The following is a 25,306-nucleotide window of genomic DNA, read 5'->3' as shown; positions in this document are numbered from 1 at the left end:
TGGGGTCACAAAGCTTTGAAACCCCACAGTCATGATTTGTTATTGTTCTTTGTTTTGCTCAATGTTATGGCAGTAGAATTTTTTCAATTTGAAGCGGATTTTGTTGATTCTCTGCGTTGCATCCCTATGCAGGTACGTTGTAAGCTCGATACCTGTGGTATCAAACTGAAATTATCAGATTGGAATCATATGACTCAGGTAGAGCGTCAACAACTTGTTGAACTACCTTGCACCACAGAATCTGAAATTCAAGCTTATCGCAAATATATTCAAGATTTAATTTTACAAAGCACTGGTACGCCTGTAGCTGAATTAACTGTTGAATCTCATCCAGCTTGGATGGATACTACCACTGTGCCAGCTAGTGTGTATGAAAAAGCTCAAGAGATGGGTGTGACTATTACCACTGAACACTGGTCAGATCTCAATGATTTACAGCGTTTTGCCCTGATTAAGTTGAGCCGTTCTCATCATGAGAATAAAAACTTTTTACCAGCTTTGAAGGAATTTAATTTGTTATAAAAATTTTGGGATTGTTACTGAAGCAAAGTTTTTGATATCAAGTGTTTGATAATACCAAGACACCAATACATCAAAATCATGCAGGTGTAGGCGCAATCATTATTGACTATACAAGTGAGGATATAAAATATGGCTGCCAAGAAAATTTTAATGCTCGTTGGGGATTACGTGGAAGACTATGAAGTTATGGTTCCCTTCCAAGCGCTACAAATGGTAGGACATATTGTTCATGCAGTTTGCCCCAATAAACAAGCAGGTGAAAAGGTGCGAACTGCTGTTCATGACTTTGAGGGAGATCAAACTTATAGTGAAAAACCAGGTCATAATTTTACTTTAAATGCCACTTTTGATGAAGTAAAAGCTGATACTTATGATGCTCTAGTTATCCCTGGAGGACGCGCACCAGAGTATATCCGTTTGAATCAAAAGGTGTTAGAAATTACTCGTCACTTTGCCCAAACAAACAAACCAATAGCTGCTATATGTCACGGTTTACAACTACTAGCAGCAGCAGATGTATTGCTAGGAAAAAGTGGCGTTGCTGAATAAAGGTATGTTTTAGGCAGGTAAGGGAACAGAACGATATTTGAGGTAGTGCAATAACAATCGAACAGAGTATCTCAGCATTTCCTCGGTTTTGGAATAACATAAAGTTTTACGATGAAGACGAGCCAAATAATGTCTAAGCCTTGTGTTTTCATTTTCGACTCGTGTCATGTAGGTCTTACTCACAATTTGGTCACCATCAGGAACAAAACAAGGGTAAACAGGGTATCCATCTGTGACGTAAAAATAACTCTGCCAACACTGGACAATGTTCCATAACTGTTGGAAAGTAGTCGAACTACGATCACCTAAAACCCAAGCAAGAATACCTTGAGTAAAGTGATTTACCGCCGTCCACAACCAGATTTTATTTTTTTTGAACCAATAAATGTTTCTAATTCATCTAGTTCTCCCACCTGCGGAATTTCCTTTGAATTTGGTGTATCCGCCAATTGTGTACCCACTCGTTTAACCCAATGAATAATGGTAGTATGATGAACGTTTTTCACCCTTTCAATTCCACGAAATCCCATACCATTGACGTACATTTTTAGGCATTCTTGTTTGATTTCATCCGAGTAGCCCCTGGGTGGTTTATAGACATCAATGAATTGACGACCACAATCACAGCAAATGTGATTCTGTTTACCTCTTTTCTTTCCATTCTTACGGTTATGACAAGATCCACAGCGTGGACATTCCATGATTAATTGACCTCAATTCATACCGCTATTATGCAACGCCGAAAAAGTTGTACTGCCTATCCTGCTTGTGGTCCGGATGTACACCGTGCAGGTGGTGTATATATCGAGATTCCAGTTGATGAGGCAATAGTTGATGGTAACTTGGTAACTGCACCTGCTTGGCCAGCTCATCCTCGTTGGCTAGCAGAATTTCTGAAGGTACTTGGTACAAAGATTGAACATGTCGAGATAGCTAAAGTTGGTTAAATTCAGTCAAAAGTTATCAGTGAACAGTAAAAAATCCTGAAAAACTATACTTGAGGAAGTTACTCAACTGACAAAACTGATCACTGATAACCAAATAATAAACCAAGCTCATCTAATGTCTCAAGCTGATATTATTAACTGTCAGCACCAAAAGATATCATTGTATTTTGATTTTTATAATTTATAATTCCTGAGCAAAGAGTGAAGCTATAGTGGATTTAGCAATTCTGCTAATTAGTGCAGCTAAGATTAATTCTGACTGCCGATTATATTTTTGCAATAGTTTATACCCTGCAACTCGATGACAGGCAAATACGCAAGACAAAATGCATTTCTGCGGCTAGTGTCTGGTAATGGGGCAGCTTATGGGTCTGATTTTCGCTATTCGCTGTTTCCCACTAAAGAAGTTGTAATTGGACGTGACCCTAGCTGTCAAGTTGTCTTAGATGCCATGATGTACCGCATGGTATCTCGTCGTCATGCGGTGGTTCGTCCTCTGCCTCCTTCCCCAGATAGCGAATTAGGTTGGGTAATTTGTGATTTGAACAGTGCTAATGGTACTTATCTAAATGGACAACGCTTGCAAGGCTGTCAGCAATTAATGAATGGCGATCGCATTACTCTTGGCTATGATGGCCCGGAATTGTTGTTTGAGTGCGAATTTAACCATCAATCTACTGTAATATCTTCCATTGCCGAAGCCACATCTCTACCACCGGCCGGCTACCAAAACACAAACATACCAGATTCTTCGGTTAGTTTTACACAACTGTTTCCCATTATTTCTACTGGTAAAGATTTAACTCGTAAAGCCTATCTTATACCTGGTGTTCTTACAGTCGTCTTTGTAGTGTTGATGTTTGCCACGGTTGGCGATCCCCAGGCAAATCAAGTAGTTGTAGGGACTTACATAGCTTTTGCTGCCTATTACTTTATTTACCAGTTGTGTGGCAAACGCAAGCCTTGGTGGGTGTTGATGGGTTCAGGATTGACAACAATGTTGATCTTGCTGAGTCCTCTGACAGATTTTTTTATCTTCTTCTTTCGTGAAGTTCTACCTGGTAGTTTACCTGCCAATCAGCAGGAATCCGTTACCTTCACAGAATTACTCATCCGGTACTTTTTTGGTGCTGGGCTGATGGAGGAATTACTCAAAGCCCTACCAATACTAGGAGCTTATGCGATCGCAAGAGGTTTATCATCACCTTGGCGGGAACGTGTCGGTGTCTGGGAACCTCTTGATGGTATTCTTCTTGGAACTGCTTCTGCTGTAGGATTTACTCTATTAGAGACACTAGGGCAGTATGTACCACAAATAATTCAAAGTGTGACTTTCCAGGCTGGGGATGGTGCTGGTCAACTAGCAGGATTACAACTGCTGATTCCCCGCATTTTGGGTTCTGTAGCAGGACATATGGCTTACAGTGGCTATCTGGGCTATTTTATCGGTTTAGCTGTTCTCAAGCCCAGAAAAAGTTGGCAGATTTTGCTCGTTGGCTATTTAACTGCCGCAGGTCTCCATGCTTTATGGAATGCTACGGGAACCATCAACGGCTTATTGTTAGTAGTTGTCGGTGTATTATCTTACGCTTTTTTGATGGCTGCTATTCTCAAAGCCAGGGCATTATCACCAACAAGAGAGCAAAATTTTGCTACCCGCTTTCTTGGCCCTAAGTAATACCGTTTCATTATTCATAGGACTTACGCACAGGTAAAGGAAAAACGAACCGCGTAGACACGTAGACACGTAGCAGCTACTTACCCTTCGGGAACCCTTTCAGGGAACAGAAGCCACTTCGTGTTTACCCGCAGGGTAGGAATAAGAGTTTGAGAGAATTTTTGCGTAAGTCCTAATTAAGTCTAATACATCTGATAACAAGATAAGGGGGACAAGGAGGACAAGGGAAGGGGGAAGATTTGTATCAAGAATTTTTGAAATATTATAAATAAAGAAATAGGGAACAGGAAACAGGGAATGTATTAGTTTTTGTCAAAAATTAAATAGGAATTCTTTAATTAATTAGTTGTAAATAGGGACACACAGCTACCTGTGTGTCCCTAACATTTTATATATTCCAGACTCTACGTTATTGAGAACGACCATATTTTTTCCCTCTTTAGGTAGATGACGCAGGTCTTGCAATTTGATAACTTTCGGATACAATGAATGCTCTACAATTTGAGAGAAAAAATTAGAACATTCCACAAAAGTTGCAAGACGAGCGCCATGCAAATATAAGGTTGCTTGCAAGTAGAAAGATTGAAGCAGACTAAAAGAAAATAGGTTTTTTTTAAGCTTCCCCCTGAAAGCTGTTGAGTTGTTGCAAAGCATAGTAAGCGATCGCCATACTAACTCTAGCTTGTTCAATATCAGATAGATTTGTCCATTCGTGTTCATCAACTTGATTAAGAACGGTTTCTGCGGTCTTTTGTGATTCGCTACTCCGCATCGCATAAGCATAAGGACGGGCCAAAACCAATAAATCTTCCGCTCCCCAGCTAGGTAATACAGACTGAACACATTCCACTAGTTTATCTGCCATTAATTGTTGGGTAGTACAAATATCAGCAGCTTTTTGAGCTATGGCTTTTAACCATTGTTTTGGTACACCTGTAGTTAACTGGCTTTGTAAAGTTTCTTGAAGTTGAACTACTATGTTACTGTCTGTAGTATGATTGTAGGGTATAGCATGAGAAGTCCATAGCCCTTCTAGATGATTGTAAAAATCTTCAGAACGTGTTGGGAGTTCTTCTTCTAAAACATCTTGTAGTAGAAACTGCTCTTCCAAGTGGTGAAAATATTCTTCTGATTGCTCATCAGTCGGATTCCAAGGATAAGTGCCATCCTCTGGTTGCAGTAATGCTTCTAAAAATTCAAGTTCTATTTGAGAGGGGATTGTTTGAAGTTTTTCTAAATCGTTGATTTGTCTATTCATTTTGTTGTCTCCCGATTAATTATTTTGTGGTATTTACAGCTACACCAGCTTGCAACTAATTTCCGCACACAAATTTTAATTTTGCTGGTTTTTCTGTAAGCTTTTTGCTGAGATTGGAAAATAGCAACAAAGCACTGGAGTCTAAAGGGTAGGGGCTAGAAAAAATAAGAAGTTTTCAAAATTTTCTTTACCCAATTGTGGACAATGACTTCCAAGATGATAAGTTGTCCGAAATGGTAAATTAGATTACAAATAAACTGATTGATAATTAGTTGATAGTACAAGTCTCCAGATTCCAAAAGTCTAACCAATCCCAAACCCCAAATCCAAAATTGTGATGACCTACTGTCTTCTGCCTTTGTGACTCTTGAGTTTAGGAACTCTCAATCATAAACTCCCAAGGATGACTATTTCTACTACCAAACTTTAACTGCATTCCTGGTTCAAGCAGAACTTCCTGGTGGTGGATTTGTTGCCAATCATTATTAGTAGAGCTAGAAATCCAAGTTGTACCATAGGTAGAGTTTTCTCTCAGGTAATATGTTCGCACTGGAGTAGCGCCTGTGAAAGTATTCCGACACAAGATTTCAGCTTGGCGTCGAGAAACAGAAGGTTGTTGAATTACAATATCATTATCTGGAGTACGCCCGATGCGGGTAACTCCGGCGGTTTTCAGTTTATAAGTGATCCCAGCCGATCGCAAACAAGCCATAGGCAAGAGGGAAGCCATACCAGGTATGGAAGTTTCTGGTAATTCTGTATTACCTTCTTCGTAACTCCTAATTAGTTCGCCATCAAATTGTGGATGTAGATAGAGAACAGGTAATGTCCAAGGCAGTTGGTTAAATCTATAAACTGCCAATAGATGTTGTCTGGCTTCTGCTACAGCATGATCGATTGGCAATCGTCTTCGTAAAGCTTGGACAAAAGTATGAATAAAAGTCAGACTTTCCTCGTCAGCAATTTGGTCGCGCATTCCTAAAGCAGCAGGAACGCCATTGCGAATCAGCACCTCAATCAAACTGCTGCAAGGTATTGCCTGACCGTTAACAGCAGCAGGTTGGGCTCCCCAACAGGCATTTAAAACTGCTAATTTCACCCCTGTATGGCTGAGAACTTGTGCTAGTTCTATACCATTAAGACGCATACTAGGACGCAAATGCAAATACCCACCATCGGGACCTCGGGAACCGTGGCCTCCATAGAATAAAATATTGTAATTTCTGGTTTCTAGTTCTTGGATCAACTGCTGTGGGGTTGGTTGTACTAGTGTGTTTACTGTACAAGGTGCATATCCTTGGGTATGACTTCCCACTATAGAGCCGTTAGAAAGAGTTTGCTCTAAAATAGCAGCTTCTCTATCCAGTTGGAGATTATTTTCACCCTCTCCCAGAACTAGCAGAATATTTAATGATTGATCAGTTCGCAAACGCTGTGGTAGAGGTTCAACCTCATTAGTAGTACGACTAAATAAAATGTTTTGAGACAGTGACATTGCTGACTGACCAACTTCGCGCTGCATAATTTCCCACGGCAAAGCAGTTAAATTTGGGTCACGAATTTCTAATCGAAAGCGCAAACGTGTATTTTGACCAGTGGCAATACCGCTACTGTATTCTAGACTGCCCAGGATTGGCCCATCGAATAACCAACGCCATAGGCTAATTCCCAAATATTGCATCAGACGGCTAGTGTAACTCATCTGACCAGAAGTTGGTGACAACAACTCATTTGGGAGTGGATTTGATGTTGCGGGTATGGCTGTGGGGGAAATATCTATACAACTGTTAGGAGCAAACATCTCCTGCCACTTTCGCCAAGCGTGAGTTAACTCCGCTGACCAGACGCAATCGTGGATATCACGAGCGCCAGGGTAGGGAGCTTCAAACACACAAATAGCGAAATGGTCAGGGCCAGCATTGACGAGACGCTTAACCGCCAAGTTCAGGGATGGATTCATTACATACAAACATCAAAATCAAAAATTTTCAATAACGTAGCTACAAAAGACAACAAAAATAATTGCCTTTTGTTGAATTTTTCTTTTAGCTTTAACCTGTATTATTTCAGGTTTCTACTAGTTTATCGAGTTTTTGGCTATTCAGTGTTACGACGGGGTTTAGTCTGTTTAGAACCTGATTCTCGTTGATTTGAAGATGCAGGTGTACGGTTAGGCTGTGCCTGACATTGAGCAATAATTTCCTGGGAGGGTATGGAGATATCCTGTGCCTGTGATAATTTTTGATATTCTGACAATTGTAGTGTGTATACTTCACCTGCTTTCACTACAGGTTTCCTTTCTATAGGAGATAGTATTGGTTTGGATGAGTTGGAACATACTCGCAGATAGACTAAAGCATTTAAATTTGTCGGTTCTGCTGTTACTACTTGACTGTTATGAATTTTAAATACACTACCGGCAGGTGCGATCGCTTGTTGTGGAGGTGATGTATTTGTCAACAGTTGTATATCAGTTGCGGTTTGAATGACATCAAGGCGATCACTTGGTGCAGGTGATATAACAGTTGGTTTCAAGTCAACAGAGGGAGTATTATTAATTGTGGGAAGAACAGAATCGTTTTTTTTGTTATTGAGCATCCACAAAGTCCCAAATAAACCAGCACCAAGTACTAATCCTACAAGGATGATCAACTGTAGCGGGACAAAGGTCGGTCGCTTACTTGGCTGGGTATCTGGAATGACTTGGGTTTTTTGATGATAACCACCTTCTGTTGTTGGTTGTAGGGTTTTGGCTGGGTAAATACTGCTACCAGTTGCCATAGCGGATATGTCAGACAAAACAAATTGTGGTTTTGTCTGTGGTTCTAAGTACTTAAATTGGTGGTGTACTAGGGCAATAGTGACATTATCATGTCCATTTTGGGTGTTAGCAATCTCTAGTAACTTCTCTACCACACTCATGGCATCAGTTTTACCGTGAATTAACGGTAAAATTTCTGTTTCCCAATGCTGTTCTACACGATCAAAGTCACTTAAACCATCGGAACAGAGCAGGAAAATACAATCTTCGTCGAGAATAAAGCGTTCTGCCGAAGGATGTAATGAAGAGCTAGGACTCATTCCTAGAGCTTGTACCAAGGAACCGGAAGCACCCTGTTGAATGGCATCTCGATAAATAGCATAGCCCAACCGTACTTCACGCGAAGCGACATCATCATCAAGGGTTACTTGATAGCAACCTTGGCGCGTAATCCAGTAGGCACGACTATCACCAACATGAGCAATATACATTTCATGGGCAACAGGCAAAGCCATTACCAAGGTTGTTCCCATGCGCTGGCGTCCTTGGCGACTCTCGCTGTCGTTGCGCTGGCTGATTTTGTCGTTAGCAACAGCTGCTGCTCGTTGTAAATCTTCAAGTAGGGAATTTGGATCAATGTGGTCGTAGGGAACTTTAGTTAGTTCTTGTACCTGCTGTTGAATGGTTTCAATCGCCAGATTTGAGGCGACATTACCACCTTCGTGTCCACCTATCCCATCACAAACAATTGCCAAAGCGCTGGAGTTGGGTGGTTTGCTGATAATGCTACCACTGGGTGGATAGCAGGCATCTTCGTTGCGTTGACGACTTGGGCCTGTGTCACTGACTGTGGCAATTGTGATGGCATGAGATTGAGAACGCCCTAGTGTTGAGAGTCCTTTATCTAATACTTTCACTAGTTGCTCGGCTGTGTGGATTTCTCCTTTGATTAAGGCATGACAAACTTCTTTAACAAATTCTGCGATCGCCCCTTTGGCGGTGCTTACCAACTGTTGCCAAAACTCTCCTAAATGGGTCAAACTCGCTAAAGAATCCTCTTCATAACGCAATTCCAATAGCCGGACTAAGGAGCCTTCTACCCTTAATAGTTGGGGATTAAGTAAGCTTGAGGCCACACCTTCACTAGCCAAAGGTTGCCACAATTGTGCTATCTGCCATAACCAATTAAGTTGCCGCATCGATGTAGCTTCACGCCACGCAGTAGTTAACTCACCACATAGCTGTACATCGAACGAAGTTGCACTATATGTAATTTTTAGCGGCGGTTTTTCTAAAAGTAATATGTCTTCCCCTTGACTGCCATTTGATAAAGAAACTACACCATATACCTGTGGTATATGTAAGCGGTAGGGAATTAATCTTAAATAAGGTCTGATTGATTGTAATTTTTCTGGATCTGGCGTTTGGGGTAAATAACCAGGCTTAGTATCTAAAAGAATATATTTATCTATAACTAGATAGCGAGTGGCTAATATCTCTCCAGGATTACCCAAATTCAGACCATCTGCCACAGCCCAGAGGAAGCGTTTGGGTAAAGATGTAGAGCATCGCTGGCAGAAGTTGTGGGTTAGAGGGTTCGGAGCCTGACAAAGTTCGTTTGGGCAATAGAGGTTAGCCGCATCATTTTCCATAGTTTTCCCACCGGTCAGCGATTGGCAATTTCTTTAATAGTATTGGCGGCGGTATCTAGACCGCTCATATTTTTTTAAACTGATATATCCAGGCTTTGGAACAATCGAAACAATCATAATTTAAATTTTTGATCAATAAAGTTAAGTACGAAGGTGCGCCCAAACAACAATGTAATTACTCCACCCCACAGTTACTTTGTAGGCTGCTCCGTCACCGGAGAGAATAAACTGACTACTTGCCATCCAAACAAACGCCTTCACAACTACAACTACTGGCTGAGACTAATTACCCCAGAAGAAAGGGGAGATCATACCAGTCTTTCTTTTAGTTTATAGGTAGTTCGGCATCAATAAACAAACTGAAATATCATAGCTAATAGCTAGACTTTACTCGCTGCTAGCAAGTTACTATAGCCAAAATATTAAGCTTATTACTTCTGCCTAGTACGTTAAAAGCAAATTTAACATATTTACTCAGTTAAAGTGTAGTTAAAGATCATAATGAAAAAAAAATTCATCGCACTGCTAAGCCAGGCGATGAATTTCTGAAGAATCACGAAACCATTGAGGATAAATCTAAAGAAGTTGCTGTAGATGCTCCTGATCTTAGGGATGTTCATATCCAAGTGGCAACATCCATTGTTGGAGAGTAGTCCCAAGGAGAAAAACAGCTTTACAGCATCTTCAAAAATGCCGAAGAAACTTTAGGACAACCGCAAGTTGATAAATAAGGAAATCTAGTTTTTTGGCAGTCATTGCTTATGTATCAATATTTATTGATTTTTGAGTTTATACATAAAATTAAGTTTATTAATAAATTAATATGAATGAGCTTAAATGTCTCATTAAAAATCTTAATTTTAATTAGTAAATTAAATAGTTAATGACTATTCAGTATTAAATAAATTTAAAGGTTTTTCTAAGCGAAGGAGAATAAATTCGGTATTGTCGGCTTGTCTAGGAGTGCGACCAAAACTATCAGCATAGTTATTATCGTTGATTACAAGTAGAGTTGTTTGATCTACAAGTAATACACTTTCTATAGTCACGAATGGAAAGGTGAAGATGCCAGCCTTGGTGCTATTGCCTCCTATGCGCTTAGGATCTGAGATATTTAATAAATCTACTAATAATTCTTTATCAACAAAACCCTGAGCATCAATTTGTTTAAGATTAATTTTATAAATACGCTTGAATTGAGCAGGAGATTTAAAAGCAGAATTGTTAGGTTCTCCTTGCTTTTGATCACGTTCTATCACAAGATATTCATGATCATTAATGGCTGTAAGTTCACCAATTGCATGGCTTTGATGTTCTAGGTGATAAAAGAAAATTTGACCTGTGTATTGTTTTGTCGCTAAGTCAAATTCATGAATTAACAGGCGCTCTTTTAAAGAGTCATGCTTTAAAGGTCCTTCTAACAAAGCATAAAGTTTGGTTCCACTACTATTAAGCGCTAAGCCTTCAAAACCTTTAGAACCACCCAGGTTTGCAGTGGCAATTCTTGCTTGCTCATCAGGCAAATTCATCAAATCTGGGTGGTCAGGAGATTTTACAAAATTTAACTTACCAATACCCAAAAAATTAGGTAAAGGGATAGGAGCATCTAGTAGTTCGCCATTTTGTCCTATATGCAGTAAAAAGGGGCCAAATTCGTCTCCCAACCAGTAGCTACCATCACTCAAACGGCGGAAGGACTCTATATCAAAATCTCCCCCTGTTAACAAACGATTTGTTCTGATTGCTGGGCTGACAGAGATAGTGCTACCTGGGTAAAATGATTTTTCTGCAACAATAGGAAAGTTTACTTTACGATTTTTATCATTTAGTTCTAAGAAGCTTTGACGATTAAACCAAGACAGTCTTTCTCCGGTTTGTAAATTCACAGGAAAAACTTTACCTGTAGTAAAATCAGGTTTGATTGCATAAATACGTAATCTATAATCAGGCGAATTGGCCTTACTACCAAAACCATTGTCTGAAATGACTAGATAAGTGCCTGCTTTTGGTCCTTGAACAACAGCGGAAAAACCCTGTACCGGTTGAGTGTGAAGAAAAGGAGTTGTGCGATTTGTCTTTTTAAATTGAGCAGTTGTGGAACCGACAGCAAATGTATCCGCACTTAAGACAGCACGCCCAACTAGTTCTGCTGCTTGAATTGGGGACAAGAGCATGAACAATATAATAACAAGAGGCTGCGGCAATAGCCAAGCAGCCAGTTGTTTGAGAAAGTGGGGGCAAAGCATTGGGTGATGATTTATCGGTGGTTTAATGCCAAGATATATATCCTACTGCTTCGCCTGTAAACGAGTTAGGAGTAAAAATTTTATAATTCATAACTCTAACTCTTCACTCATGACTTTATTAACCCGTAACTATCTTGCTCATCAGGTGCAACTTGGGGAAGTCCCATGCTGTAATTATTGACGCGAGAAGAGAGATTATAACTGATTTCGCCTTTATGCAGGAGCGATCGCAGAAAATGCTCTAGGTCTGACCCGATGCGGCGTAAATTGTAATCAGTCAGGTCTGCACCACTAGATGCTTCTACTAGTTCATCAAACTTGCGATAAACCTTTTGCAGAGCATCTTCATTCCAGGTAAATTCGTTGTCTGGGTCAACATCCAACGTTAAGACCTGATTGCTGGGAACTAGTTCGCCATCCCGGTCAATTTCTGCCGCAAAAATACGGATATGCCGGGTTGTGGACTTAAGCAGCATTGGGTTGTCGTCCATAACGGTGTCAGATTCAAGTAATAGCAGTTCTCGTTTGACTAGAATACAAGCAATTTATCGAAGATGCCACGATCAGCGAATACCTATCAGGTTCTTAGCCTTTTCAAGGATAGGGATAGTTCTATCTTAATCTTGATTGGGGAACAACTAATCAGTTATCAGTTATCAGTTATCAAATTAAACTGGTCACTGTTAACTGTTAACTGATTCATGCCCTATCTCCAACTCCCAGTTGAATCCCCTTGAATCTTTAGCTAAGATGGCCGCCACAGCCTTCTCATCAAAAATCTATGCCTGTTATAGGTAAAAGATTCACCTAGTTGGAGAAGACTACGGGAGGTGAGGGTTTACTGTGCTAAAGGACAGACAATGAGTAAAATATCGGCGATCCTACGAATGGAAGCCCTCATCTGTTTAATGATTTAGTAGGATTTTGGACTCTAGCGTTGGGTAGATACATCTTGAGGTTGGTATAACTCAAAATTTGTCTACTCTCTGCTTTTTCATAAGATTGGCACCTAACTTCATCAATGAGAACAGTTAAAGTCCTTTGTGATTGTATTGATTTGGTTATATTGTTTTTATTTTTTAGGAAAGAAGAAAATTACTTAGCCAGGAGGAACCCCTTAGTATGCATCACTGTCAAGTTTTTCGTACATGTCCAGCCAAAGGCATTTTAAAACAGTATACTTGGCTGGAATAATTTGCACAAAGTTTATATTGTCTGTCAAAAGAAAAAATGTTACCTATGAAGTGTTTCCCTATTAATAAATTGTACGTATTCATCAACAAGAAAAATCGTACATCTAGTGATTTTACGTAAATTTTTCCCTAACAACGACAGGCTTTCATTATGTAAAAGAAAATCCGGGTTTATACTTACGTATAACCACGACTAAATCAGTAAAATCCCAAACTGTTATTGACGTAGAGATAAAGTTGATGTAAAAACCTTTAAAAAGCCACAACAAGTTCTTACAGAAACTTTATTGTATACAATCTCAAAAACTGAATAATAGTTATGGCTTGGTTCAACCACAGTATTTGCTGCAAAATCTGAGTCTTGACATTAAGAGTCGAGATAGAAACAATAGCAGGAGAAGCAAAATGAAATGCAAATTTAGTTTAAGGAAAGAAAAAGATTGATTCAAACATTTTGGATTTCAAAAAAATATAAAGAATTTTTGCGCCTAGATATAGTCCCTCACCTCTATCACCAAAAAATAAAGGAATCCTAAAAACTATGAACTCTAAAGTATTACCACGCCAAATAAATAATATTGAAGTAGGCGTTTATGAATGTGAAATCCATCTCAAATTTCGATTGATTGAGGAAAAAAGTTTATTAGGCGATCGCGACCAACTTTTGCAGGTGTTATTAGATGCTTTACTAACTGAAGGATCTGACGAATTTCTAGAGACTCTGCAAGCTTCTGTGAAGGCTCAGGAAATTTCAGAACTGAAAGCATCGCCACAAATGCGACGTCAATTAATGCGTTTACGTAACTCTACTGAAAATGCTTAGTCTTGGGAACTGTAATTACCAGTAATAGTATGTCTTGTATTGGGCAGGGAATGGTGACTTTTTTGAGTTTGCCATTAGTCGATTTATTATTTTGATGAGTCTGCTTGTGTAACCCAATCCCATAGTTACAAGCTTCAGTAAAATTTTACTCTACAAGAAGGTTCTTTCTGGCCATCTAGGGAGAGACACTATCCCTTTTACAGTAGCCTTCACCCTTTGCACTACGGATACAGACTTGGGTGCCTACTAATGTGTTTGAACCTTGCTTTCCAGCAGGTTTTAAATTTTGATCTTATATTTCCAGGGTATTACTAGAACCAGCACTCTTGATAAATATCTAGATATTCATACCATTTTGGATTTTGGATTGGAAAACTTTATCTGGGTATAGATTCTGTCAATCTATTTGTTACAATCATTTTTCAAATTGGTATCATAATCGATACAAATCGCAAAATTACAGAATTCAGAATCCCGAGTTTAGAATTCTGAATTCTGGATGATGCTGATTGGATAATGTGTTGGGTAGACAACTCATCATGTCGTGTCCGACTAATTGCTTATAATATCAAACTTGAGCATTGGGCATCGGGCATTGGAAAATCATCACTATCTTAATTACCCTTACGGGTTCGCCAGTCGCTCATGGGGGACTCGGAACCCCTGGTGGGGATTGGGGGAAAACCCCCTGCGTAAGAGTCGTTGGCTCACCAATTACCCATTACTTATTACCCGACTCCAACGGATAATATAGTGTTCAAGCGGACATGACATCATTTGTGATCTAACTGTTGGATCACACAACTAAAGGTAAATAATAAAATCTTCAGCGTTGATCACCAAGTACTTCACTTAGCCAAACCATGTTCAAGAGCAAAACGGACTAACTCGGTTCGGCTATTGGTGCCAGTTTTACTAAACAAACGGCTGACATATTTTTCAACATTGCGGACGCTGGTTTCTAGGCGACGAGCAATCTCTTTGTTCATTAAGCCTTCTGCTACCAAATTTAAAACACTTTGCTCACGGGGAGTCAAATCGATTGTAAATGGTGGTGGAGATTGGGCGATCGCATTTCTTTGAGTCAACAGTGCTTTGATTTGAGCGATTTGATTAGCCAAATCGGCAATGTCAGGCGTCTCCCCTTCTTCGGTTGTAGTTGGAGTTTTACTTGTGCGTCGTGCTAGCAAATTTTCGACTATTGCCACTAGTTCATCAGGATCAAAAGGTTTAGGCAGATAAGCATCTACACCAGCTTGATAACCTTGGATGCGATCGGTCGTCATGCCTTTTGCAGTTAAAAATATCACTGGTAATGCTTGAAAGCGGGGGTCTTCACGTAGTTGCTTGAGAAATTGATAGCCATCTACCTGAGGCATCATAATGTCAGAGATTACCAAATCAGGTGTACTTTGTTGCATTAACTCCCAGCCCTCACGAGCGTTACTGGCAATCTGAACGTTGAAACCGCTTTCCTGTAAATAATCTTTTACTGCTTCACGCAGCCCCGGTTCATCATCTACCAGTAACAATTGTGCTGACATTTACAGTTTCCTTTCTTCGACTTTATCTCCAATTTAGCAGGCTGTTGGTAATCATGCATAAAGACTGATAGATGGGCTAGCCGAAAAATGAAATTCAATACTAATAGGGTTTGGCAAAAATTTCAAGTCGGCTCTTTTAGCCCAAGTATCTTAATTTATGTCAGGTAGAGGTGTAACAGATGTCAGACTATCATCTCAAATGTAGGAATATTATATTCCCTGTCTTCCTGCTTAGCTGAATTTATCCAGTTTAGTAAAGCAGCCGTTAATTTCAATACTTGCTTTTTCAACGCAGAAATATTTAATGTGAAGACTTGACTTACGCTATTAAAGCGCTCGAGTTCCCGATGATAATCGCTCTGCTCGATATTTAAAACCTCTGTATCTATCATTGTGCTGATACGATGTGCAGCTAGTTGCAGCTGTTCCACATCACGCTCACTAAACTGATGAGACTCAAAAGTGCCAACGTGCAGTACTCCTACTACACCTTGTTTAAGCGGTATTGGTATGCCAACAAGTGATTTCAAATCCTTTTGGCGCAAAATTGGGCTGAATATTTCTACTCCTGACAAGTTATTCAATATCATTGGTTTCATGCTTGCAGCAATGCGACCAGCTATACCATGCCCAATGGGAATACGGATATGTTGTGCTATCTCTTCTTCAAGTCCAATAGTGGCATAGACATCAAGCTTTTGTTGATCCGTAACAGGTAGTAGGAAAGTAACTGTGTCCACAGACATATACTCTTTCAACCACTCAAGCACTTTTTGAAGTGATTCATCAAGCTTAGTAGCTGTGCCATTTTGTTTTTCACCTATAAAGACATTCCAGCCTTTATAGAAATTTGGTAAACCAGTGTCATCTCTCCAATATAACATTATCAACTCCAGTAAATACAAAATCTGCAAATTACAGTAATATCGTTAGAAATTATAACGTTTTTAGAAATTTCTGTAGGGCAACAAAATTTTCTAAATTATGAAGTTTCAAGAATATTGAGTAAATAGAAGTGATATTTTTTTCAGATTTTAGCCATTCTCTGAGGAGAAAAAATCTATTAATTCCTCCATTTTGCTTGACTTACAGTGTAAAAAATTTATTAAGAATGCAAAGAGAAATTAGATCTTTTTTAGTATTTACTCAACCAGAAAAGTTAATAAGTTAATAGCTATTTAAACTGAGCAATTAGCAATTAACTATTAACTATTCACAATTTCAAATTTCACATTTTTATAGCATCTCAATGACCTTAGCTTTTTCTGGTAATTGAGCTTCTCTTTGACCAGCACTACGCGCCCTAGCAGTAAATAAACCAATAGGAGTATTTAATAAATCTACGAGTTGAATTTTACCCGCTAAAGCTTTGATGCTATTCCTTGGTAGTTCTTTGATTAACCAACGTGCTAATCGATAGGTGCATTCTTTTAATGTCATGTCTCGCATTAACTCCACACCATACAATTCGTGTAAATAGCGATTTGAACGTCCATAACGTCGCCATTGGCTTTGTAATTCTTTTAGTGTGCTACGGTGACGATGCTGTACGATCGCCTTGGTCGCAAATTCTAAACGTCCAATATTTTCTCGTTGAATCCGCCAACAGATATCAGCATCACCACCGGTTGTCAAATAGGGACGAAATAAACCTGCTTTCTCAAATGCTTGTCGTCGAATTGCTAAGTTTGCCGTTTGACCATAGGGACAAAATTTATGATTGAGGGTGTGCTTTTGCGATAAAGTATCTTGGTGAGCGGCAAATTTTTCTAGCAAGTTATTACCAGGTAGTGCTATGATTTCACCAGCGACAATTGCCACATCATTGTTAACAAAAGGTGCAATTAATAACTCTAGCCACTGTGGTTGAGGACGACAATCAGCATCGGTAAAAACAATAATTTGACTATTGGCGGCGCGAATGCCTGTGTTACGGGCAGCGTAGGAACTTTGAATTTGATTTTCACTGAGAGGACGAATTAATATAGGAGAATTTTTAGCAGTTTCTTGTAAGAGTTCAAAAGTGCGATCGCTGCTATTATTATCTACTAGCAAGTATTCCACCCATTCTTTTGGGTAAGTTTGAGCAAACAGACAATTAATTAATTCTGGTAAATCTGTTTCGCTGTTATAAATAGGAATAACCACTGATACCCTTGGCAAGAAAGCATCAGTGGTCGTTGTGTTACTTGATTGGTGATTCATATATTTAGGATTTGGAATTAACAACTATTGCTAGTTGTTTGCTGGTGGTTGGTGGTTGATGATTTTTATAATCAACAAACAACAAACAACAAACAACTACCTAATTTTTAGTATTCCCAAATCCTAAACCTGAGAACTAAAGTCGTAAATTATCAGCACCAAAGTTGTTTGCTTTTTGAGTGGTTTGATTTTGCAAAGGTTGGGCAAACTGATTGTTAGAAAGAATTGTCAAAGCACGAGTATATTGAGGATCTTTGTTAGTTCCCAACAAATCAGGGTTAGATGCCAACTGCCGTTGTTGTTCTTCTGTTAACTCTAATTTAATATCTGGTGCTATTCCCTTATGGTTAATATCTGTACCTTTTGGAGTGTAGTAATGGGCAATGGTAATTGCTACACCAGAACCATCTCCTAGTTCATGTACTGATTGGACTAAAGCTTTGCCAAAGGTTTGACTGCCAACTACTATTGCTCGTTTATTATCCTTCAGTGCGCCTGTGAGGATTTCACTTGCGCTAGCTGAGTTATTATCGACCAGTACCACTAAAGGACGGTTTGTTATAGCTGTGTGATTGGCTTTGCTCTCTTCACTGCCGCCTCTACGGTCTACAGTACGGACAATTGCACCATCATTCATCCACATCCGGGCAATTTCAATACTGGCTTGCAACAAACCACCAGGATTACCCCGTAAATCAAGTACAAAGCCATCAACTTGTTTGCTGTTCAAATCACGGATAGCCCGTCGCATCTGATCGGAAGCATGGGCGTTAAACTCCCTTAAACGAATATAGCCAACCCGACGTCGACCTTCTTGTTTGAGGGCATAACGTACTGTTGGAACTTCAATCGTAGCTCGTGTTAGTTTGAGGTCAAAAGCACTGTGTCCATCTCTTTCCAATCGCAAAGTCACCATTGTACCTGCTCGGCCACGAATCAGCTTGGAGGCATCTTCGATCTTCATCTGACGGGTGGGTTTGCCATCAATAGCTACAATCTCATCCCCAGCCTTGATTCCAGCTTTAATTGCTGGCGAATTTTCTAAGGCTTCTACAACAACTAACCGCTTGCTATTTTCATTCACCTCCATCCGAATGCCAATTCCAGAGACTTCTCCAGATGTTTGGTTGGTAAGGGCTTCAAATTGTTTAGGATCCATAAAGCGCGTGTATGGATCTTCCAGCTTTTGCAGCGCTTCCCGGATAGCGATGTAAGCTTCTTCTCGAGAGGAATAGTTTCTGCTCAATAGGCTTTGTCTGATTGTTAGCCAATTTTGGCGGTTAAAAGAACCATCTACATATTCGCGATTTACGAGTTGCCATACTTGATCAACTACCTGTTTAGGGCTATCTTGTAGTGCTGCACGAACAGAACGACACCAACCTGGTCCGAATGCAGATACTGTAGCTGTGGTGGCGATCGCTCCTCCAATTAAAGCTACTTGCAGTGGCGAGTAACGTTTTGCAGATTGTTTCATGTATATAAGCTGGAATAGTTGTGTGGTTGACAGTTTAGCAATCAGAAGCTCTTTAGAAAGTTATTAGTTTGCTCGGCTATACTCCCTTCATCCTGTTTTCCTTTTAACTATCTTGAAAATACCGTAATTCCTATCAAGGACTTATCTCGCACTAGTCAACTTGCTCAGTCAGCTTACTGCATTCGTATGACACTTTCATCAGTGTCATAATTGCACTCATTATTACCTAATACCAATTATTGCTAGATGCATTAATTTTAATGATTAAAAAATATAGGTAATTTAAATTTTATATAAAGTTGCCATGAACCGTAAAGTTACGAGTAGCCCTAATCTTCCCCGTAGAAATACCTTACTAAAAAAGTGGAGAGTGTTACGAAAAATTAAAATTTGCCTGTGTCTTCTCCTTAGTATTTGGCTAGTGTTTACCACTATAACTTTAGTCTTTGCATCCTCCAAGCCAGTGGACACTTTTTTCGTACTTGGTGGCAGTATTCGCCGGGAAATGTACGTCGCTAAACTAACCAAGCAATACCCACAAGTCAAAGTTTTAATTTCTGGAGGTTCTGCTGATGGCTGTATTTGGCTCATTTTTCAAAGGGAAGTAGCTGCAATGGCAAATGTCTGGTTGGAGAAGTGTGCTAGCTCGACTTTCAGTAATTTCTACTATAGTATTCCGATTCTACGCCGTTGGCATGTGCATAAAGTCATGTTAATTACCTCCCCTACACACCTACCACGGGCAAAATGGTTAGCACAGATTTTATTAGGCGCGCATGGTATTTGGGTAGAAACAGAAGTTGTACAAGAGCAAGGCATTCCTGGGAATCGTGAATATTGGGCGAAAACTGGATTAGATGTGACCCGTAGTTTCTTGTGGGCAGGATTAAGCCAGGTTATTCAGCCGCAATGTTCTCAAGTGACAAGATTGTCAGATGTAGATATCAAAGCTTGGCAGGATCGCAGTTTTAAATGTGAACAACAGGGGAATTTAGAGTGGGGGAGGTAGGGAGATGGGGAGGTAGGGAGATGGGGTGATGGGGAGTGTGGAGAGTGGTGAGCAACTAACAACTAACAACTAACAACTAATGTACAGACGCGATGTTCCTCGCGTCTCTACCCACTAACTACTAACTACTAACTAAATTTTTTGTATTGCGATCGCTTGAATTGTTGATATGGGTACTTCAGCGAAATACTGGCGCTGAAACTGTTCTTCGCGAACAACAGCTAAAAACTTGTTAATAGCAGTTTCTGCAAGTGGAGATTCAGTGTTTGGTTGTCGGCTAATTTGCAGATAACGATCTTGTCTTTGAATGGTAAAACCTGAATATCTTAATGCCCTTAAACCCATGTGTAAACTTTGGTCACTGATGCCAAGTTTTTGCAAAAGCTGAACACGGGTAACTAGTTGATTGGTGCGGCTAAGATATTTGGCAATTCCTACCAACGTCAACCAAATGTGTTCTGGAGGTTGATGTTCTGTTTCAGACCAGGCGATCGCTAGTGGTTGCTGATTATGAAGCGATCGTCTTAACCATGCCCGTAAATCATCCCAACTGGTAGGACATTCTTTAACCAAAAGTGGGGGAGTGGGGAGAGTAGGGGTAGTCTTGATATTACGCCAGTCTAATATTTGTATGGAGTGCGGAGTCACTTGTGCAGAGTGTTCGCTAGAACGTACGGCAATTAAGCGAATTTCATAACGTTTTTTGAAGGTATTGTAATCTAACTCCACAATGCAATCACAGCGTCCCGATGGCAATTCCTCCTTATAGTGTCCCCACCACACGCCAGGAAAAGGATTTTTGGTAGACTCATCCCGAATATCAAACTCGGCTTTAATATACTGTATCTTTTTACCCTGGAAATCTTGCTGATTGCGATGCCAAGCATTTTCAAACCAGCAGCTTTGAATCAGCAATTTTGGCACGGGATTACCCATGCCACAGGGTTCTAAAAGTTTTAATTCTAAAAATAATTCTTTCCCCAAATCCGCCACTGTCACCACTAAGTCCGCTTGTACTGTAGGTGTTAAAGTTGTACCGCCCAAAGTTTGCCGTAATTGCTGGTTAATCGCTTCTGTAAATAAAGGAATATTTTCCACTGGTAGACTCAATCCCGCCGCATAAGGATGTCCACCAAAACGATGTAACAGATGGGCTTGATTTTTGACTAGTTGGTACAGATCAACGGAGTTAACGGAACGTGCAGATCCACGGGCTAGAAGAGGAGAAATAGTGGGGGAAGTGTGAGGGGTGTGAGGAGTATCTTCCCCTCCTACTCCCCCTACTCCCCCTACCCCTTCGCTACTTAACAAAATAGTCGGTCGTCCTGTCTCTTGTGCGACTTGTCCTGCTACTAATCCCAAAACGCCAACAGCCCACTGAGGATCGGCTAAAACGATGACGCTGGTGGTGGACAAGTCCATTTGGCTGATCTTGTGGTTGACTTGTTGGGCAACCTCTTTTTGTAGAGACTTGCGGCGAGAGTTGGCTAATTCTGTTGCTTCCGCCAACTGGTGAACACGAACCTGGTCACGGCTAGTCAGTAATTCTACGCAGAAGCTAGCATCGCCTTGAATGCGACTGACGGCATTGATACGAGGGCCAAGTCCGAAGGAAATATCTGTAGGGCGATCGCCACTTTTCTGACACAATTCCAACAATCGCCCCACCCCTGGGCGTCGTCGCTGGGCGGGTGGTAGTTTAAAATCTTCTTGCAACCGTTCAATTCCCAATTGTGCTAAATAGCGACAATCTCCGCTCAACTGCACTAAGTCAGCTATTAACCCCACAGCAACTAAATCCAACAAATCTTCTAATGGCTGTTGTGGAATTTTCGGCAAACTTTGATACAAAGCTTCTACTAACTTGTAAGCAACTGCCACTCCAGAAAGATGAAACAATTGATGATCACTAGACAAATATCGAGGATTAATAATGGCTGTCACAGGTGGACGTTCTGCTGGTAAAGTGTGATGGTCTGTAATAATCACATCAATACCTAGTTGATTGGCATAAGTAATTTCATCAATATTTGTACTACCAGTATCACAAGTGACGATTAACTTACATCCTTGATGCGCTAACTTATTTATGCCTTGACAGTTAAGCCCATGAGATTCTGTTAATCGATTCGGAATATAATAAATTAACTGCGAATTTTGGTGAAAAAACTGTCCCAAGCCATCCCATAACACAGCTGTGGAGGTAATACCGTCGGCGTCAAAGTCTCCCCAAATGGCAACTGTGTCACCAAATTTCCATGCCCTTTGTAAGCGTTCTACCGCCAGGTGCATTTCCTGCCCAAACTCAAATGGACTCGCAGGTAAGTAAGTTTTGGGATTGACAAAATTAGTTATTTGTGAAACATCTCTTATACCACGTTGCCACAACAACTGTGCTGCAAACTGTCCGCTAGATGCGGGTGTATACTGCTTGACAGCTTCTAAGAACCACTCAGGCGGTTGTTCAGTTGATGTCAAAATCCACTGTTGTTCGGGCATACATATTAAAATTTTTGTGATTTTACTTAGTGTCTTGGTGTCTTGGTGTTAATTAAGATTAATATTTAAACTACAAAGACACGAAGACACAAAAAACATTTAAACTACAGAGTCTTCTTGGTGTTGAGCTTCACTGATGAGGCCATTCAAGGCAACTTCATTGACGATCGCTTCAGCTTTACGAGTGCGGATAGGACGCGATCGCTTATAACCTGCCCTTTCCGCTTTTTGTCGTTCGTAATCAATTAGTCTGCCATAATGTTCGTGTTTGCTTAAATTCATTGACAAGAAAACATGCTGGCGGATATTACCAAAACCTTTGCGGCTAAAAAATTTCACTGCTGCTACGTTTTCTGGATCTGTGTCTACCAACATAAACCGCGCCCCATCTTCAATCATCCGGGCGATGGCAGTATCAACTAGTTTGTCACCTACACCACGTCGTTGAAATTTCGGGCTGACTCCTAGCCAGAGAATATATCCGTAAGTCCAAGATGCTTTGGTAATGATGGTTCCTAAAATGAATCCTGCAAGTTGTCCATCAATTTCTGCAACTAAACAGTATTCTGGATCGGTGTTATAAAGTCCGATCACCTCCCATTCATCCCAGCAACGATACAAATAAGGATACAAATCACTGGTAAATAATTCTTCTCCTAAATGATAAACGGGGGCGATATCGTCAATTTCTAATTCGCGGACATAAACCGTATCAAAATCTTGTGAATGCATAAAATCATATTATTGTTTGTTGGTGAGTCCAGCCCCCGTCTTGGCGGTCTCCGTCACGATGGGGGACTTGCGAACCCGAAGGGTTGTTGTTTGATGTTTGGTGTTGGTTGTTTGATGTTTAGGTGTCGTAACAATCAACTATCAACTACCAACCACCAACTACCAACTACTAACAATTCCTTTTATAGAGATACTTCTTGAATATTAGCGATATTCGTGAGGTTGGTGTCTAATTTTTGCAGAGGAGAGTTTGCTTCTGATGTTTTTGCGGGATTAGCATAAGTACGATTACACCTCTTGATAAAGTGACAATATTCACAAGTTTTACTACCTTCTGAAACCTGCGGAAAATCTTTTTTTTGCTGATACTCTTCTAGCCAATTGGTTAATTTACTTAGTAGTTGTTTGAGTTTTTTGGCAGTCTTTTCGTGTTGGTTATAATTGTAATTGAATTTAATACTTTGTGGTTTACCTTCAGATTGAACAAACCAATATGTCATAGAAATATTTTCTGGCAGATAATTGCTAGTCTCAGCTAATACGTACATATAAAGACGTGTCTGCCAGTTCTGTTCTAACTTGCGTTTATTGGGTAGTTTGGGATAAGTTTTCCAGTCAAAAATTTGTGCTTGCTGACTATCTGCAATTAGTAAATCATAGACAACAGTGAGTAAATAATTTTGGATCTGTAAAGTGCGGTAATGTTCGCTTTCTCGAAAAGTTTGACTATTATTAATAGGTGTGAGAATTTCCGCAGCCGCATTTGTAAAAGCTGTCATCCAACTTTGCAATTGAGCATCTGTTTGCAAAAAACTATCAATAGGTAAGCCCATTTCTCGCTGTTGCATCAGCAAGTGAAAGCGACTCCCTAAAGTCTGGTGTTCTTCCCGTTCTATTTCGGTGGGTGAATAGAGTTGTTCTAAGTAGGTGTGTTGAAACTGTCGTGGACAACGTTCTAGCAGGTTCAGTTGTCCTTGCGAAAGTCGCAATAGTTGAGTTTGAGTGGATAGCATTGTTTTAGATTAGCCTTGATTGTAAAAAAGCGATCGCTTCACCTCAAGTCATAGAATTTAGAACTTTAGATTGATTTTATGTCAAATATAATACATTTTTGCTATAGTGCTTAAGTAGCAAATACTTAGGCAAGCAAAAGGCTGGGAAGATAAAAATGAAATTTGGAATTGATATAGGACATAATTGTCCTTCAGATACAGGTGCGGTCGGAGTTGAAAAAGAAGATAAACTAACGAAAGCGGTTGGCACATTTTTGATGCAAAAGTTGGCAGCCGCAGGTCATAGTGTGATTAATTGCACTCCTACAACAGCCGTAACTGTGGGAGAGTCACTCAGAAAAAGAGTCGAAAAAGCTAATAGCAACAATGTAGATATCTTTGTCTCCATACATTTTAATGCATTTAATGGGCAAGCGAATGGCACAGAAGTTTTTGCTATTAGTAATACCTCTAAAGCTATAGCTAGGTCTGTTCTCAACGAAATTGTCAAACTCGGATTTAAAAATAAGGGAGTTAAAAGCACACCATTTTTTGTCATTAAAAATACCTCAATGCCAGCTATTTTAGTAGAGTGTTGTTTTTGTGATTCCAAAGCAGATATGGATCGCTTCAATGCTGAAAAAATGGCTGAGGCAATCAAAGATGGATGAATTGGAGATACAGACACAGATGAACCAAAGCCTGCTGAAGGGAAAAAATATCTTTTGAAAATTACTCAAAAAACAGTATTAAAACCTTCTACAGAACAATCATCTGAGATACCAAAAGAAGCTTTAGTAGATATTGAGTCTGGAGAATACTCTATTTTAGATTTCAGATATGAAGAAAAACACTACTGGGTGAAGTAGGTTGATAAAAGTAAGGCTAATCGGGATGAGCATTTTATTTTCGATGCATATGGAAAGGTTGTAGAAGAAAGATAGTATGATTTATTTTCCTAATTAATTAGCTAAATTTAAATTATTTTATAACTCAGCCGGGCTATTCAGGATAAGTTCTTCATTGACTGAACTGCTAATTTGTTTTGCAAGCAATATGCAAACACTATTTTTTCGTTTGCGTCTCAATAGTGCATAAGTTGATTTAGTTTACACCAATAGGAATATAGAAGAATTCTCTAAATAAAACTTTCATTTGAGGAATAGAACTTCTTGCATGAATTCTAGAACATCCTCAATCTCTCTGTAAATGCAGTAAA

17 protein-coding genes and 3 pseudogenes are annotated in these 25,306 nt (G+C 39.8%); 7 read left to right on the top strand and 13 right to left on the bottom strand.

The genetic code is table 11. From position 1 onward, the window contains the following. Positions 1–66 precede the first annotated feature (66 nt). Positions 67–522 (top strand): nitrate reductase associated protein, encoded by a 456-nt coding sequence (locus RS893_RS29160; RefSeq protein WP_315789039.1) that lies wholly within the window; start codon positions 67–69, stop codon positions 520–522. 129 nt (positions 523–651) lie between these two features. Beyond that, positions 652–1,065, top strand: a pseudogene (locus tag RS893_RS29155) (DJ-1/PfpI family protein); the annotation flags it as partial. Between the two features lie 15 nt (positions 1,066–1,080). Here RS893_RS29155 and RS893_RS29150 read toward each other — a convergent pair. Continuing rightward, positions 1,081–1,772 (bottom strand): IS1 family transposase gene (locus tag RS893_RS29150; RefSeq protein ID WP_315784082.1). Its coding sequence is split into 2 segments (ribosomal slippage): positions 1,081–1,448 and positions 1,448–1,772, totalling 693 coding nucleotides; the frame shifts between segments, so codons are not numbered across the junction. A 42-nt stretch (positions 1,773–1,814) separates the two neighbouring features. Between RS893_RS29150 and RS893_RS29145 the strand changes: the two are divergent. Continuing rightward, a pseudogene (locus RS893_RS29145) lies at positions 1,815–2,018 on the top strand (protease); the annotation flags it as partial. A 301-nt stretch (positions 2,019–2,319) separates the two neighbouring features. Next, the gene (locus RS893_RS29140) at positions 2,320–3,696 is read left to right on the top strand and encodes a PrsW family glutamic-type intramembrane protease (RefSeq protein ID WP_315789038.1); all 1,377 of its coding nucleotides are present in this window, start codon (positions 2,320–2,322) and stop codon (positions 3,694–3,696) included. Positions 3,697–4,309: 613 nt separating this feature from the next. On the opposite strand, the gene RS893_RS29135 is transcribed toward RS893_RS29140, so the two are convergent. From RS893_RS29135 to RS893_RS29115, 5 genes are all read right to left on the bottom strand, one after another. Continuing rightward, entirely contained in the window at positions 4,310–4,954 is a 645-nt protein-coding gene (locus RS893_RS29135) for a hypothetical protein (RefSeq protein WP_315789037.1), read from the bottom strand. Between the two features lie 373 nt (positions 4,955–5,327). Beyond that, on the bottom strand, positions 5,328–6,914 hold the full coding sequence (locus tag RS893_RS29130; RefSeq protein WP_315789036.1) for a CHAT domain-containing protein: 1,587 nt from the start codon (positions 6,912–6,914) through the stop codon (positions 5,328–5,330). Positions 6,915–7,051: 137 nt separating this feature from the next. Further along, complete coding sequence (locus tag RS893_RS29125) at positions 7,052–9,367, bottom strand: protein phosphatase 2C domain-containing protein (protein ID WP_315789035.1); 2,316 nt, start codon at positions 9,365–9,367, stop codon at positions 7,052–7,054. Positions 9,368–10,254: 887 nt separating this feature from the next. Beyond that, positions 10,255–11,613 carry an esterase-like activity of phytase family protein gene (locus RS893_RS29120; protein ID WP_315789034.1) on the bottom strand — a complete coding sequence of 453 codons (1,359 nt, stop codon included), beginning with the start codon at positions 11,611–11,613 and terminating at the stop codon, positions 10,255–10,257. 107 nt (positions 11,614–11,720) lie between these two features. Then, entirely contained in the window at positions 11,721–12,104 is a 384-nt protein-coding gene (locus tag RS893_RS29115) for an NAD(P)H-quinone oxidoreductase subunit M (RefSeq protein ID WP_315789033.1), read from the bottom strand. 1,243 nt (positions 12,105–13,347) lie between these two features. Between RS893_RS29115 and RS893_RS29110 the strand changes: the two genes are divergently transcribed. Then, entirely contained in the window at positions 13,348–13,629 is a 282-nt protein-coding gene (locus tag RS893_RS29110; RefSeq protein WP_009458549.1) for an Npun_R1517 family heterocyst differentiation transcriptional regulator, read from the top strand. 848 nt (positions 13,630–14,477) lie between these two features. Here the strand turns inward: RS893_RS29110 and RS893_RS29105 are convergent. From RS893_RS29105 to ctpB, 4 genes are all read right to left on the bottom strand, one after another. Next, on the bottom strand, positions 14,478–15,173 hold the full coding sequence (locus RS893_RS29105) for a response regulator transcription factor (RefSeq protein ID WP_315789032.1): 696 nt from the start codon (positions 15,171–15,173) through the stop codon (positions 14,478–14,480). A gap of 182 nt (positions 15,174–15,355) precedes the next feature. Beyond that, a complete protein-coding gene (locus RS893_RS29100; protein WP_315789031.1) occupies positions 15,356–16,057 on the bottom strand; it encodes a GAF domain-containing protein in 702 nt (233 codons plus the stop codon). Positions 16,058–16,409: 352 nt separating this feature from the next. Further along, a complete protein-coding gene (locus RS893_RS29095; RefSeq protein WP_315789030.1) occupies positions 16,410–17,378 on the bottom strand; it encodes a glycosyltransferase in 969 nt (322 codons plus the stop codon). Between the two features lie 136 nt (positions 17,379–17,514). After that, complete coding sequence (ctpB, locus tag RS893_RS29090; protein WP_315789029.1) at positions 17,515–18,855, bottom strand: carboxyl-terminal processing protease CtpB; 1,341 nt, start codon at positions 18,853–18,855, stop codon at positions 17,515–17,517. A gap of 304 nt (positions 18,856–19,159) precedes the next feature. Between ctpB and RS893_RS29085 the strand changes: the two genes are divergently transcribed. Then, positions 19,160–19,864, top strand: coding sequence for a YdcF family protein (locus RS893_RS29085; protein ID WP_315789028.1), 705 nt, complete (start codon positions 19,160–19,162; stop codon positions 19,862–19,864). A gap of 132 nt (positions 19,865–19,996) precedes the next feature. On the opposite strand, the gene RS893_RS29080 is transcribed toward RS893_RS29085, so the two are convergent. The 3 genes from RS893_RS29080 to RS893_RS29070 form a co-directional block, all read right to left on the bottom strand. Next, positions 19,997–22,363 (bottom strand): single-stranded-DNA-specific exonuclease RecJ, encoded by a 2,367-nt coding sequence (locus RS893_RS29080; RefSeq protein WP_315789027.1) that lies wholly within the window; start codon positions 22,361–22,363, stop codon positions 19,997–19,999. Positions 22,364–22,462: 99 nt separating this feature from the next. Then, positions 22,463–23,095, bottom strand: coding sequence for a GNAT family N-acetyltransferase (locus RS893_RS29075; protein ID WP_315789026.1), 633 nt, complete (start codon positions 23,093–23,095; stop codon positions 22,463–22,465). Positions 23,096–23,277: 182 nt separating this feature from the next. Beyond that, positions 23,278–24,108, bottom strand: a complete 831-nt coding sequence (locus RS893_RS29070) for a PD-(D/E)XK nuclease family protein (RefSeq protein WP_315789025.1) — start codon at positions 24,106–24,108, stop codon at positions 23,278–23,280. Between the two features lie 155 nt (positions 24,109–24,263). On the opposite strand from RS893_RS29070, the pseudogene RS893_RS29065 reads away from it, so the two are divergent. After that, a pseudogene (locus RS893_RS29065) lies at positions 24,264–25,031 on the top strand (N-acetylmuramoyl-L-alanine amidase). Positions 25,032–25,306 lie beyond the last annotated feature (275 nt).

The organism is Fischerella sp. JS2 (assembly GCF_032393985.1).
Classification (GTDB): Bacteria; Cyanobacteriota; Cyanobacteriia; order Cyanobacteriales; family Nostocaceae; genus Fischerella.
This window is presented reverse-complemented; position numbering and strand designations above follow the sequence as displayed.

What these genes read in the sequence shown, in the direction of transcription:
- RS893_RS29160 (WP_315789039.1), top strand. Translation starts at nt 67, where the DNA reads ATGGCAGTAGAATTTTTTCAATTTGAAGCGGATTTTGTTGATTCTCTG.
- RS893_RS29140 (WP_315789038.1), top strand. Translation starts at nt 2,320, where the DNA reads ATGACAGGCAAATACGCAAGACAAAATGCATTTCTGCGGCTAGTGTCT.
- RS893_RS29135 (WP_315789037.1), bottom strand. Translation starts at nt 4,954, where the DNA reads ATGAATAGACAAATCAACGATTTAGAAAAACTTCAAACAATCCCCTCT.
- RS893_RS29130 (WP_315789036.1), bottom strand. Translation starts at nt 6,914, where the DNA reads ATGAATCCATCCCTGAACTTGGCGGTTAAGCGTCTCGTCAATGCTGGC.
- RS893_RS29125 (WP_315789035.1), bottom strand. Translation starts at nt 9,367, where the DNA reads ATGGAAAATGATGCGGCTAACCTCTATTGCCCAAACGAACTTTGTCAG.
- RS893_RS29120 (WP_315789034.1), bottom strand. Translation starts at nt 11,613, where the DNA reads ATGCTTTGCCCCCACTTTCTCAAACAACTGGCTGCTTGGCTATTGCCG.
- RS893_RS29115 (WP_315789033.1), bottom strand. Translation starts at nt 12,104, where the DNA reads ATGGACGACAACCCAATGCTGCTTAAGTCCACAACCCGGCATATCCGT.
- RS893_RS29110 (WP_009458549.1), top strand. Translation starts at nt 13,348, where the DNA reads ATGAACTCTAAAGTATTACCACGCCAAATAAATAATATTGAAGTAGGC.
- RS893_RS29105 (WP_315789032.1), bottom strand. Translation starts at nt 15,173, where the DNA reads ATGTCAGCACAATTGTTACTGGTAGATGATGAACCGGGGCTGCGTGAA.
- RS893_RS29100 (WP_315789031.1), bottom strand. Translation starts at nt 16,057, where the DNA reads ATGTTATATTGGAGAGATGACACTGGTTTACCAAATTTCTATAAAGGC.
- RS893_RS29095 (WP_315789030.1), bottom strand. Translation starts at nt 17,378, where the DNA reads ATGAATCACCAATCAAGTAACACAACGACCACTGATGCTTTCTTGCCA.
- ctpB (WP_315789029.1), bottom strand. Translation starts at nt 18,855, where the DNA reads ATGAAACAATCTGCAAAACGTTACTCGCCACTGCAAGTAGCTTTAATT.
- RS893_RS29085 (WP_315789028.1), top strand. Translation starts at nt 19,160, where the DNA reads ATGAACCGTAAAGTTACGAGTAGCCCTAATCTTCCCCGTAGAAATACC.
- RS893_RS29080 (WP_315789027.1), bottom strand. Translation starts at nt 22,363, where the DNA reads ATGCCCGAACAACAGTGGATTTTGACATCAACTGAACAACCGCCTGAG.
- RS893_RS29075 (WP_315789026.1), bottom strand. Translation starts at nt 23,095, where the DNA reads ATGCATTCACAAGATTTTGATACGGTTTATGTCCGCGAATTAGAAATT.
- RS893_RS29070 (WP_315789025.1), bottom strand. Translation starts at nt 24,108, where the DNA reads ATGCTATCCACTCAAACTCAACTATTGCGACTTTCGCAAGGACAACTG.